Source organism: Rhodobacter capsulatus (assembly GCF_005144475.1).
Taxonomy (GTDB): Bacteria; Pseudomonadota; Alphaproteobacteria; order Rhodobacterales; family Rhodobacteraceae; genus Rhodobacter; species Rhodobacter capsulatus_C.
This window is the reverse complement of the sequence record NZ_SWJZ01000024.1, coordinates 1-11,186: the sequence shown is the minus strand read 5'-3', so window position 1 is coordinate 11,186 and position 11,186 is coordinate 1. Positions and strand designations below refer to the sequence as shown.

The window sequence follows — 11,186 nt, the reverse complement described above, 5'->3', positions numbered from 1 at the left end:
ACCACCGTCGCTTCGGTGAGGGGTCTTCTACGGATACTCGCATACCTCCGCAACCCCCTTTTTCAAAAATATACAAACTTTCTGCCCGGACCCCAAAAACACCCAGCATTCATTGGCCAAAATCGAAACCACCAAAAGAACCCCAAAACACGCCAGAAACTTTGTTGCGCAGAGACGTCAGCAAAAGATGGAAAATTTACGCGGGAAGGCCGTGACGGGGAATCGCAAGGAAAGCGCCCTCCCCGCCCGGCCAAAGCCAAGTCATGCGAAGGCCCGCCGTGGGGCGGGCCGGGCAAGACGGGTTTCAGCGCGAAGGGGTCACATCCTTCGGGCATAGGGCGCGATCGCATCCTCGACCTCGGCGCGCGAGAACGGGCCGGTGAAGGGCCCCGGTCGGCCGTCGCCGGTCAGGACGACGCCGAATTCCGCCCCCCGCCACAACAGGAAGGTGACGTTACCGTATTTCGACACCACGGGCGGCTGCGTGGTGATTTGCGACAGTTGCATGGCGATTCCCCAATCGATGGCACCTCCAGCTTCGCGGATCGAGGTTAACCAAGAGTCAATCGCGCGCCGAAATCCGGCCCCGCGGCGTCTGACGATCCGGGGCAAGTCAGCACGCCGCCTCCGGACGCTCCGACCGTCGCCCCGCGCCCGCGTTCTCGCCACTCTCCAAAGGCACGGCCGCAACGCGATCAGGGCATCGGACCGAGAAAAGCTCTCCGGCGGCTTCCGAAGGCCAGCCCAGCGGCCATGACCGACTGCCCTCTGCCGTGCAGATCCGCCTCACCGGCGTCGCGGCAGCCTCGCAAAGATCGACGGGGATACCGGTTCGCCGCCGGATCTCTCGTATCCTGATATAGATACGCGGGCGCGGGGAAGCTTCGCCCGCTTTCAGGTCACGGGCAGGTCGGCGCAACGGAAAAGCCGATGCGGACCGCACACCATACGGCAACAGGCGACCCGGAGGCGCTGCACCCGAGTCGGTGACGTCATCCCTGATTTCCGGATGGTCGGGGCGGCGAGATTCGAACTCACGACCTTCTGTACCCAAAACAGACGCGCTACCAGGCTGCGCTACGCCCCGCCTTGCCTTCCATAACGGCAGCGGCGGGCGCTGAAAAGGGGAAATGCCTCAGTCGAGCGGTGCAACGCGCTGACCGGGGCGCAGCCCCAGCGCCGCCGCCTGCCCGCCCGCGATCTCGAGCACGTAAAGCACCGGACCGGCCGACCAGATCGGCGTGTCATCATAGGGACGGGCATTTTGATGCAACGTCTCGATGCGCCCCCCGGCATCGATGAACAGCATGTCAAGCGCCAGCGGCGTGTCATGCATCCAGAACGCCACCCGCCGCGGCGTCGGATAGACGAAGATCATCCCGGTGCCCGGGGCCAGCGCCCGCCGCCCCATCAGACCGCGCTCGCGCTCGGCCTCGGTGTCGGCAATCTCGACGTCAAGCCGCACCGGACCCTGCGCAGCGTCGATACACAGCACCGCCGGGCCCTGCCCCTGCCGGGCCGCGGCGAAACCGGCCCGGTCGCACTCGGCGCCAAGCGCCGCCCCGGCCCAGGCCAGAGCCAGCGCCGACAGCCCGAGCCACCGGCTCAGCGCGCGCGCAGCGCCGCTTCCCAGCTTGTGATCTGCGCCGCCATCCGGCCGCGCCGTCCCTCGATCACCCGCAGACATACCGCCTCTCCCGGCGCCAGATCGGCGAATCCCGAGCGGCGCAGCACTTCGACATGGATGAACACATCTTCGGGCCGCCCGAAGACATTTGCAAAGCCAAAACCCTTGCCCTTGTCGAACCACTTCACCCGCGCCGGTTCCAGCGGCAGCGCCGCGATCACCTCGGGGTCGGTCTCGCCCAGATCCTCGATCGGCGCCAGCCGGGTGTCGGTCTCGGGCGGAGAGATTTCCAGCACCTCGACCGCCTGCGCACCGCGCGGCGTCGCCTGCACCAGCACGCGGATGCCCGCATTGTCGGCCACCGAACTCTGCCCGAAATTGCGCAGCACGTTGGCGTGGAGCAGAATGTCCGGCCCGCCCTCACCATCGAGGATGAACCCGAACCCCTTGCCCGCGTCGAACCATTTCACCCGACCCGCGACTTCACGCGCCGCGCCCGCTTCGTCAACCATCCGCTGCCGTCCATTTTCTGATGCGCCGGGACTGTGGAGGTCCGCCAGAGCGCTGCAGACCAGTTGTCACAGGTTCGCAACCGGATTCAAGCTGATTTGGCTTGTCTTTTTGGGCAGTCTGCGATTGGCGAAGCGTGAAATGCAGGCAATTTGAGCCGCATTCCCGCGCTGACGCAGCGTCAGGATCAGGGGTTCAACCGGGCGATGTCCCAGACCGACCCCGGCGCATCGCGGCGCCAGCGGAACCGGTCATGCAGCCGGAAGGCCCCGTCGGCCCAGAATTCGATCTCGGTCGGCACGATCCGGAAGCCGCCCCAGAACGGCGGGCGCGTCGGCGCGGTGCCCTGCGTCGCCGTCACCTTGGCCACCTCGGCCATCAGCGCCGTGCGCGACACAAGCGGCGCGCTTTGCCGCGACGCCCAGGCGCCCAGCCGGGACTTGAGCGAGCGCGAGGCGTAATAGGCATCCGCCTGCGGCCCCTCCTCGCGCGTGACCAGCCCGCGCACGCGGATCTGCCGACGCAGGCTTTTCCAGTGCAACACGAAAGCCGCCTTGCCCGCGGCCTCGATCTCGGCCGACTTTGCAGAACCGTAATTCGTGTAGAACAGGAACGCCCCGCCCGAGGGCGCGTCCCGCCCCTCGATCTCTTTCAAAAGCACCATGCGGACATTGGGCAGGCCCCCGGCATCGACCGTCGCCAGCGCGATCGCATTGGGGTCGTTGATCTCGGTCTTTTCGGCCTCGATCAGCCAGGATTGCGCCAGGGCAAAGGGATCCTCGCCCGCAAAGATGCCGGTTCTGTCGCTCATGTGCTGCCCTTTCCCTGAAGGATGCGACGCCAAGGCGCCGTTGCCCCGACGTCAACCCGCCTTGCTGACTTTGCAATCTTCGCCTAAGGAAGGCGCACTTTCCAGAGGCAAGCAGGAGAATCCAGATGACGGCAGGCTTGATGGCGGGAAAACGAGGCCTGATCATGGGGCTCGCCAATGACAAGTCGATCGCCTGGGGCATCGCCAAGGCGCTTGGCGACGCGGGCGCGGAGCTGGCCTTTTCCTATCAGGGCGAGGCGCTGAAAAAGCGCGTCGAGCCGCTGGCCGCAAGCCTGGGCACGCCGCTGCTCTTCGAATGCGACGTCGCGAACGAAGACAGCATGGATGCGCTGTTTGCGGGTCTCAAGGACGCCTGGGGCACCCTGGATTTCGTCGTCCATGCGATCGGGTTCAGTGACAAGAACGAGCTGCGCGGTCGCTATGTCGACACCTCGCGCGGCAACTTCACCATGACGATGGACATTTCGGTCTATTCCTTCACCGCCGTCTGCGCCCGCGCCGCGGCGATGATGCCGGCGGGGGGCTCGCTTCTGACGCTGACCTATTACGGCGCCGAACAGGTGATGCCGCATTACAACGTGATGGGTGTGGCGAAAGCGGCGCTGGAGGCTTCGGTGAAATACATCGCCGAGGATCTGGGCAAGCTCGGCATCCGCTGCAACGCGATCTCGGCCGGGCCGATCAAGACGCTGGCGGCAAGCGGAATCGGCGATTTCCGCTACATCATGAAGTGGAACGAGCTGAATTCGCCGCTGCGCCGCAACGTGACCCAGGAAGAGGTCGGCAAGGCCGCGCTCTACCTGCTCTCGGATCTGGGCTCGGGCACCACGGGCGAGAACCTGCATGTCGATGCGGGCTATCATGTCGTCGGCATGAAGGCGGTGGATGCGCCCGATATCGATGTGGTGACGGGGCGCAAGGACTGAGATGAGCTTCGCCGCCTTCTTCGGCATCTACATGATTTCGCTTGCGGCGGCGATCTCTCCGGGTCCGGCGGTGCTTCTGGCCGCCCGCACCAGCCTGCGCGAGGGCTTCGTGCGCGGCGCCTGGCTTGCCGTGGGCATCGGCCTTGGCGCCTGCATCTGGGCCGTGGCGGCGATGTTCGGGCTGGCGATCCTGTTCAGGATCGCCCCCACCCTGCTCACCGTGCTGAAATTCGCGGGGGCGGGCTATCTGCTGTATCTGGCGTACAAGATGTGGCGCCACGCGGCCGAGCCGATGTCGATGGACCTGCCCGAAGACGACGCGAAGCGCTCCGCGCTGGGGCAAGTCTGGCGCGGCATCGCGGCGCAACTCGCCAATCCGAAACCGGCCGTCTTCTTCGGCACGGTGTTTCTGACCTTCCTGCCGCCGGTGCTGCCCTTCTGGGCTTACGGCGTCATTTTGGGCATCATCTTCTTCAACGACACGGTCTGGAACGTGCTGGTGGCGCGGATCTTCTCGCTTGACCGGACGCGGGCCGCCTATCTGGGGCTGAAGACGCTGATCGACCGCATTTTCGGCGGGCTTCTGGGGCTGATGGGCCTGAAGCTTGCCCTGACCTGAGGAGACATCCACATGGCCGAGCGTTTGCCGCATGAAAAGGGCTTTCACGTCAGCTGGGACCAGCTGCACCGCGACGCGCGGGCGCTGGCCTGGCGGCTGGATGGCAAGGGGCCCGACAATGGCGCCTGGAAGGCGATCGTCGGCATCACCCGCGGCGGCATGGTCCCCGCGGCGATCATCGCGCGCGAGCTGAACATCCGCATCATCGACACGATCTCGGTCAAGGGCTACAACCACCAGACCCAATCGGCCCCGGTGGTGATCAAGGCGCCGCAGGCCGATCTGATGGGCGCCGACGGCGAGGGCATCCTGGTGATCGACGATCTCGTCGACAGCGGCAAGACGCTGGACCTGGTGCGCCGCCTTTACCCCAAGGCGCATTTCGCCACCGTCTACGCCAAGCCCAAGGGCCGCGAGCAGGTCGACACCTTCATCACCGAAGTCTCGCAAGACACCTGGATCTTCTTTCCCTGGGACATGGCGCTGCAATACGTCCAGCCCTATCGCGGCACCGACTGAGCCCCGCCCCCACCCGCGCAAAGGGCGTATTTGGGCCAAGAAGAAACTGCGGTCTTCTTCTTGGCTCAAATACGCGCCCGCCGCAGGCGTCCTCCCCTTGCCAAGGGCGCGGGCGAATGGAAGGGTGGCGCGACCCTGACCGGAGACCGCGATGATCCAGCCGCTGAACCCCGCCCTGGCCGCCACCTTTGCCCCCCCGGTGATGGAGGCGCGGCGCTGGTTGCAAGGCGTGACCTTCCCGCCCGAGCGGCCCTTGATCAACGTCAGCCAAGCCGCGCCCGTCGATCCGCCGCCCTTGGCGCTGCGACAGGCGATCGCCGAAGCCGCGCTGACGGATCCTGCCGCGCATCTTTACGGCCCCGTCCTTGGCAACGGCGATCTGCGCGCCGAGGTGGCGGCGCAATGGTCCGCGGCCTATGGCGGCACCATCACCCCGGCGCAGGTCGCCATCACCCAGGGCTGCAATCAGGCCTTTTGCGCGGCGATCGCCACGCTGGCGGGGGCAGGCGATGAAGTTCTTCTGCCAACACCCTGGTATTTCAACCATAAAATGTGGCTCGACATGGCGGGGGTGCGCGCCGTGCCGCTGCCGACCGGACCGGGGCTGCTGCCCGACCCGGATCACGCCGCGGCGCTGATCACGCCTGCCACCCGCGCCATCGTGCTGGTCACGCCGAACAATCCGGGCGGCGTCGAATATCCTGCCGCGCTGGTGCGCGCCTTTGCCGATCTGGCCCGCCGTCACGGCCTGGCGCTGATCCTTGACGAAACCTACCGCGATTTCGACGCCCGCACGGGTGCGCCCCATGATCTTTTCGCCGATCCCGACTGGGACGCGACGCTGATCCAGCTTTATTCGTTTTCCAAGGCCTACCGGCTGACCGGCCACCGCGTCGGCGCGATCACGGCCAGCCCCGCGCGGCTGGCCGAGGTGGAGAAATTCCTCGATACCGTCGCGATCTGCCCGGGCCAGCTGGGCCAGATCGCGGCGCTTTGGGGGATGCGCAACCTTGCGGACTGGGTCGCGGGCGAGCGCGCCGAGATCCTGTCGCGCCGCGCCGCGATGACGGCGGGGCTCGCCGCCCTGCCCGGCTGGACGACGCTCGGCTGTGGCGCCTATTTCGCCTATGTTGAACACCCCTCGCCCCTGCCCGCGCCCGACTTTGCCAAGCACCTTGTCACCGAGGCCTCGGTGCTGGCCCTGCCCGGCACGATGTTCATGCCCGCGACCGACCCGGCCGGGGCGCGCCAGCTGCGCATCGCCTTTGCCAACATCGACACCGCGGGGATCGCGGAATTGATGAGACGGCTTGCCGCCCTGACCCCGTGACGCTTGCGGCCCCGCGCCCAAAGCCCTAAACACCGCAAAAGACCAGAAAACCCCGGGAGGTCCCATGTCGACGATGCTGCGCAGCTCTGGCAAGAGCGTGACGGTCTGGGTGCTTCTGGCCATGATCGTGCTGGGGCTTGGCGGCTATCAGGTCGGCAATTTCTCGAACCGCGGCCAGAGCATCGGCGCGGTGGGCGAAAGCGAGATCACCGCGCGCGACTATTCCGACGCGCTGCGCCAGGAAATCAACGCCGTCGCGGCGCAGATCGGCCATGCGCCCAGCATGTCCGAGGTCCGGGCGATGGGGCTGGATCAGGTCGTGCAGGCGCAGCTTTTCAACACCGCGGCGCTGAGCGAACAGGCGCGCAGGCTGGAGCTGTCGGTCGGCGATGCCGAGGTGAGCCGGCAGATCCGCGCCGCGCGGCCGTTTCAGGGCGCCACCGGCAGCTTTGATCGCGAAACCTACCGCGAGGTGCTGCGCCGCGAAGGCCTGACCGAGGCGGAATTCGAAACCCGGCTGCGCGCCGATATCGCGCGCTCGATCCTGCAGGGCGCGGTGGCGGGCGGCGTGCAGGCCCCGGCGGCGCTGCTCGATGGCTATGTCGGCTATCTGGGCGAGACCCGCGACGTCGCCTTTGCCGAAATCCCCGCGGAGGGGATCACCCCGGCCGCCCCCGATGACGCGACGCTGAAAGCCCATTACGACGCGCATCTTGCCGAATTCACCCGGCCCGAAACCCGCGAGATTTCCTATGTCTGGCTGACGCCCGAGACGCTCAAGGACGGCATCGTCGTGGACGAGGCGCAGCTGCGCGCCACCTATGACGAGCGCAAGGCGGAGTACATCCAGCCCGAGCGGCGCAGGCTGTCGAAGCTGGTCTTCCCGACCATGGCCGAGGCCGAGGCGGGGATGGCGAAGATCGCGGCGGGCGAGGCGAGCCTGACCGATCTGGCCGAAGCGCGCGGGCTGAGCGCGGCCGACATAGACCTTGGCGAGGTCTCGCAAGACGAGATCGGCGGCGCGGCGGGTCAGGCCGTCTTCGCCCAGACCATGCCCGGCGTGATCGGCCCCTATGAGACCGACCTCGGCCCGGCGCTGTTCAAGTTCGACGGCATCACGCCGAGCGAGACCACCACCTTCGAGGAAGCGCGCGGCGATATCGCGGCGGAGCTGGCGATGGAAAAGGCGCGCCGGATGATCGGCGACATGACCTCGGATCTGGAGGACCGTCTGGCCTCGGGCGCGACGCTCGAGGACATGGTCAAGGAAACGAAGATGCAGGCGGGCAAGATCTCGATGGCCGCCGATACCCGGGACGGCATCGCCGCCTATGACGCCTTCCGCGAGGCCGCCGCCAAGGCCACGACCGAGGATTTCCCGGAACTGGCGGTGCTGGAAGACGGCGGCGTCTTCGCGCTGCGGCTGGACGGGGTGACGGCGGCGGCGCCGATCCCCTTTGATCAGGTGCGCGACAAGGTCGAGGCCAGCTGGCGCGCGGCCGAGGTGGTGAAGGCGAAACAGGCGAAAGCCGCGGCGGCGGGCGCGGCGGCGGCGGCGGGTCAGACCCTGGCGGCGCAGGGGCTGGAGGAGAAATCCGCCCCCGATCTGCAGCGCGGCGGCTTTGTCGAAGGCGCGCCGCAGGGCCTTTCCCAGACCGCCTTCGCGACGGCGGCGGGCAAATCCGCGACCCTGACCGAGGGCGGGAAGGTCTTCGTTCTGCTGGTGCGCGCGGTGAAACCGGCCGATCTGGCCGATCCCGAACTCGTGCAGCTGCGCAAGACCTTCGACACCCGTCTGGGCCAGATGCTCGGCGCCGATCTGGCGGCCTTCTACGCCCGCGCGGCACAGGCCGAGGCCGGGATCACCCTCGACAGCGGCATGATCGCTGCCGTGCAAGCGCAGTTTCAGTGACGGAGGCCCCGATGGTCGCGCTTTTCCCCGCTTATGAGGCTTTCGAAACCGCCTGGGCCGCGGGCCGCAACCAGCTTGTCTATGCGCGGCTGGCGGCCGATCTCGATACGCCGGTGTCCTTGATGCTGAAGCTGGCGGATGCGCAAAAGAACAGCTTCATGCTGGAATCGGTGACCGGCGGCGAGGTTCGGGGCCGCTATTCGATCATCGGCATGAAGCCCGACGTGATCTGGGAATGCCGCGGCGAGACGGCGCGGATCAACCGGCAGGCGCGGTTCGAGGATCGGTTCGAGGATCTGCCCGGCCATCCGTTCGAATCCCTGCGCGCGCTGATCGCCGAAAGCCGCATCGACATGCCCGAAGGCCTGCCTGCCGCGGCGGCGGGGCTGTTCGGCTATCTCGGCTATGACACGATCCGGCTGGTCGAGAACCTGCCCGACGTCAATCCCGATCCGCTCGGCGTGCCCGATGCGGTGCTGATGCGGCCCTCGGTCGTCGCGGTGCTGGACGGGGTCAAGGGCGACGTGATCCTTTGTGCGCCCGCGTTTCAGGGCTCGGGGCTGTCGGCGCGGGCGGCCTATGCGCAGGCGGCGGAACGGGTGATGGATGCTTTGCGCGATCTGGATCGCACCCCGGCGCAGGGCCGCGAGATGGGCGAGGCGGCGCAGGTCGGGCCGCTGAAATCCAACTTCACCCCCGAGGGCTACAAGGCCGCGGTGGAAAAGGCGAAAGACTACATCCGCGCGGGCGACATCTTTCAGGTCGTTCCCGCGCAGCGCTGGTCGGCGGATTTCCCGCTGCCGCCCTTCGCGCTCTACCGGAGCTTGCGGCGCACCAACCCCTCGCCCTTCATGTTCTTCCTGAATTTCGGCGGCTTCCAGATCGTCGGCGCCTCGCCCGAGATCCTGGTGCGGCTGCGCGACGGCGAGGTGACGATCCGCCCGATCGCAGGCACCCGCCCCCGCGGCGCGACGCCCGAGGAAGACAAGGCGCTGGAACTGGACCTGCTCGCCGACAGGAAGGAGCTGGCCGAACATCTGATGCTGCTGGATCTGGGCCGCAATGATGTCGGGCGGGTGGCAAAGATCGGCACGGTGCGGCCGACCGAGAAATTCGTGATCGAGCGCTATTCCCACGTCATGCATATCGTCTCGAACGTGGTCGGCGAATTGGCGGATGGCGAGGATGCGCTCTCGGCGCTGCTGGCCGGTCTGCCTGCGGGGACCGTGTCGGGGGCGCCGAAGGTGCGGGCGATGGAGATCATCGACGAGCTGGAGCCGGAAAAGCGCGGCATCTATGGCGGCGGCGTGGGCTATTTTGCGGCCAATGGCGAGATGGACATGTGCATCGCGCTGCGCACCGCGGTGGTGAAGGATCGGACACTTTACATCCAGGCGGGCGGCGGCGTCGTCTATGACAGCGACCCCGAGGCCGAGTTCCAGGAAACCGTGAACAAATCCAAGGCCCTGCGCCGCGCGGCGGAAGATGCGGGGCTGTTCGTGCGGCGCGGCAACCTCTAAGCCCGCCCGCGCCAAGGGCGTATTTGCGCCAGGAAAAGACAGCCTTCAAGACAGCCTTCCCTGCGGGGAGGGCTTTTTCTTGGCCGAAATACGCACCTGCGACCGCGGCGCCTGCGGCCACGCGCGAAAAGGGGCGTATTTGTGCCAAGAAGAAACCCGTGCCGTTTCTTCTTGGCACAAATACGCCCTTTCAGGCGGCCGGGCCGGGCGCGGCGGCTACTTGGTCTTCTGCGCCCCGATCAGCGCGGAAAGCGGCGCAAGATTGTAATTCGCCCCCTCCTCGGCCGCCCAGGCGGTCAGACCGGCGACGGATTCGGGCCAGGCCGAGAGCATGACGACCGTCGCGCCGTCGCGGGCCGCCTCGAACCCGGCGCGGCCGAGGGTGCGGGTGATCACCGCCGCCTTGTCGCGCCGCGTGTCCAGAACCCGGAAGATGCCCGCGCGCGGCACGTCCTTTGTCGCCCGGGCGCCGATGCCGCCCGGTTGCGTCACATAGGCCATGCCCTCGGCGGCGAGCGCCTTTTCCGCCTGCGCCAGAAGCGGCGCCTTGCCCTGCAGCACCGGCGTTTCCGGCTCGACCAGCGCCACCGCCTGCGGGACGGCCCGGTGCCAGGCCGCCAGCGCCACCTCGACATCCTGCGCCACCGCGCCCGCGGGCAAGGCATCGGCGAGCATCGCCACCTCGAGCCCGGCGGCACGGTAGCTTTCCGCGGTTTCGGTCACGCCGGGAGCGGAAGGGTCCAGCACCACCGTCACCCAGCTGCCAAGCGCCGCGATCGTCTGCGCATCAAGCCCGCCCGCCGTGGTGCCGACATCAACGAGCAGCACCGTCACATAGGGCCTGCCCGGCTTTTCCACGAAAGCGGCGCCAAAGCGGGTCAGCGCCGGGCCGGAAGCCTCGGGCGGGGCCGCGGGCGCGGGCTCGGGCGCGGCGACGAAGGGCGCCACCGGCGCGCCCGAGGGCGGCACGGAGCTGCCCTGCGGCGCCGAGCCGACCTGCGGCAGGCGATTCACTTTCGTTCCCTCGGCCGAGGCGAAGCCCGCGCCCCCCTCGCCCGGCCCGCCTTGCCCCGGCACAATCACCCGCGGCCGCGCGGGGCCCGGCGGCACCAGCGCGCCATCAGGCATCAGGGTAATCTCGCCGCCGGGGGCGGGCACGGGGGCGGTTTCGGCCCCGGGCAGATCGAGCGCCGCGGCCCTGCCGGGCGGCGGCACCGGCATCGCGGGCTCGGCCTGCGGCAGGGTGTCCAGCGCGACGGCGGGGGTCTGTGGCGGCGGTGCGATCACCGGCGGCGTCACCGCGGTTTCGGGTTTCGCGGGCGGCTCGGTCGCAGGCGCGGGAACGGCGGGAGGCGCGGCCCGCGGGGGTTGCGCCGAAGCCGCGGGCGGTT

The 11,186-nt window shown here is 67.9% G+C and carries 11 protein-coding genes and 1 tRNA gene; 6 read left to right on the top strand and 6 right to left on the bottom strand.

Going from position 1 to position 11,186, the window contains the following annotated elements; genetic code table 11:
* Nucleotides 1-318: 318 nt before the first annotated feature.
* From FBT96_RS07605 to pdxH, 5 genes are all read right to left on the bottom strand, one after another.
* On the bottom strand, nucleotides 319-507 hold the full coding sequence (locus tag FBT96_RS07605) for a hypothetical protein (protein ID WP_136905713.1): 189 nt from the start codon (nucleotides 505-507) through the stop codon (nucleotides 319-321).
* 503 nt (nucleotides 508-1,010) lie between these two features.
* Nucleotides 1,011-1,087: transfer RNA gene (locus FBT96_RS07600), tRNA-Pro, on the bottom strand.
* Nucleotides 1,088-1,135: 48 nt separating this feature from the next.
* Nucleotides 1,136-1,687, bottom strand: coding sequence for a DUF192 domain-containing protein (locus tag FBT96_RS07595; RefSeq protein WP_136905712.1), 552 nt, complete (start codon nucleotides 1,685-1,687; stop codon nucleotides 1,136-1,138).
* Nucleotides 1,606-2,139 carry a cold-shock protein gene (locus tag FBT96_RS07590; RefSeq protein ID WP_136905711.1) on the bottom strand — a complete coding sequence of 178 codons (534 nt, stop codon included), beginning with the start codon at nucleotides 2,137-2,139 and terminating at the stop codon, nucleotides 1,606-1,608. The genes FBT96_RS07595 and FBT96_RS07590 overlap by 82 nt, the downstream gene beginning before the upstream one ends.
* A gap of 185 nt (nucleotides 2,140-2,324) precedes the next feature.
* The gene (pdxH, locus tag FBT96_RS07585) at nucleotides 2,325-2,948 is read right to left on the bottom strand and encodes a pyridoxamine 5'-phosphate oxidase (RefSeq protein WP_136905710.1); all 624 of its coding nucleotides are present in this window, start codon (nucleotides 2,946-2,948) and stop codon (nucleotides 2,325-2,327) included.
* Between the two features lie 125 nt (nucleotides 2,949-3,073).
* Between pdxH and fabI the strand changes: the two genes are divergently transcribed.
* The 6 genes from fabI (at nucleotide 3,074) to trpE (ending at nucleotide 9,795) form a co-directional block, all read left to right on the top strand.
* Nucleotides 3,074-3,895 (top strand): enoyl-ACP reductase FabI, encoded by an 822-nt coding sequence (fabI, locus tag FBT96_RS07580; protein ID WP_136905709.1) that lies wholly within the window; start codon nucleotides 3,074-3,076, stop codon nucleotides 3,893-3,895.
* 1 nt (nucleotide 3,896) lies between these two features.
* Nucleotides 3,897-4,514, top strand: coding sequence for a LysE family translocator (locus FBT96_RS07575; protein WP_136905708.1), 618 nt, complete (start codon nucleotides 3,897-3,899; stop codon nucleotides 4,512-4,514).
* Between the two features lie 12 nt (nucleotides 4,515-4,526).
* On the top strand, nucleotides 4,527-5,033 hold the full coding sequence (gpt, locus tag FBT96_RS07570; protein WP_136905707.1) for a xanthine phosphoribosyltransferase: 507 nt from the start codon (nucleotides 4,527-4,529) through the stop codon (nucleotides 5,031-5,033).
* A 151-nt stretch (nucleotides 5,034-5,184) separates the two neighbouring features.
* Nucleotides 5,185-6,363, top strand: coding sequence for an aminotransferase (locus FBT96_RS07565; RefSeq protein WP_136905706.1), 1,179 nt, complete (start codon nucleotides 5,185-5,187; stop codon nucleotides 6,361-6,363).
* A gap of 64 nt (nucleotides 6,364-6,427) precedes the next feature.
* Nucleotides 6,428-8,275, top strand: coding sequence for a SurA N-terminal domain-containing protein (locus FBT96_RS21435; RefSeq protein ID WP_136905705.1), 1,848 nt, complete (start codon nucleotides 6,428-6,430; stop codon nucleotides 8,273-8,275).
* 11 nt (nucleotides 8,276-8,286) lie between these two features.
* Entirely contained in the window at nucleotides 8,287-9,795 is a 1,509-nt protein-coding gene (gene trpE / locus FBT96_RS07555; protein ID WP_136905704.1) for an anthranilate synthase component I, read from the top strand.
* 216 nt (nucleotides 9,796-10,011) lie between these two features.
* Here trpE and FBT96_RS07550 read toward each other — a convergent pair.
* Nucleotides 10,012-11,186: divergent polysaccharide deacetylase family protein (locus FBT96_RS07550; protein ID WP_136905703.1), on the bottom strand; the 1,175-nt coding region annotated here is incomplete at its 5' end.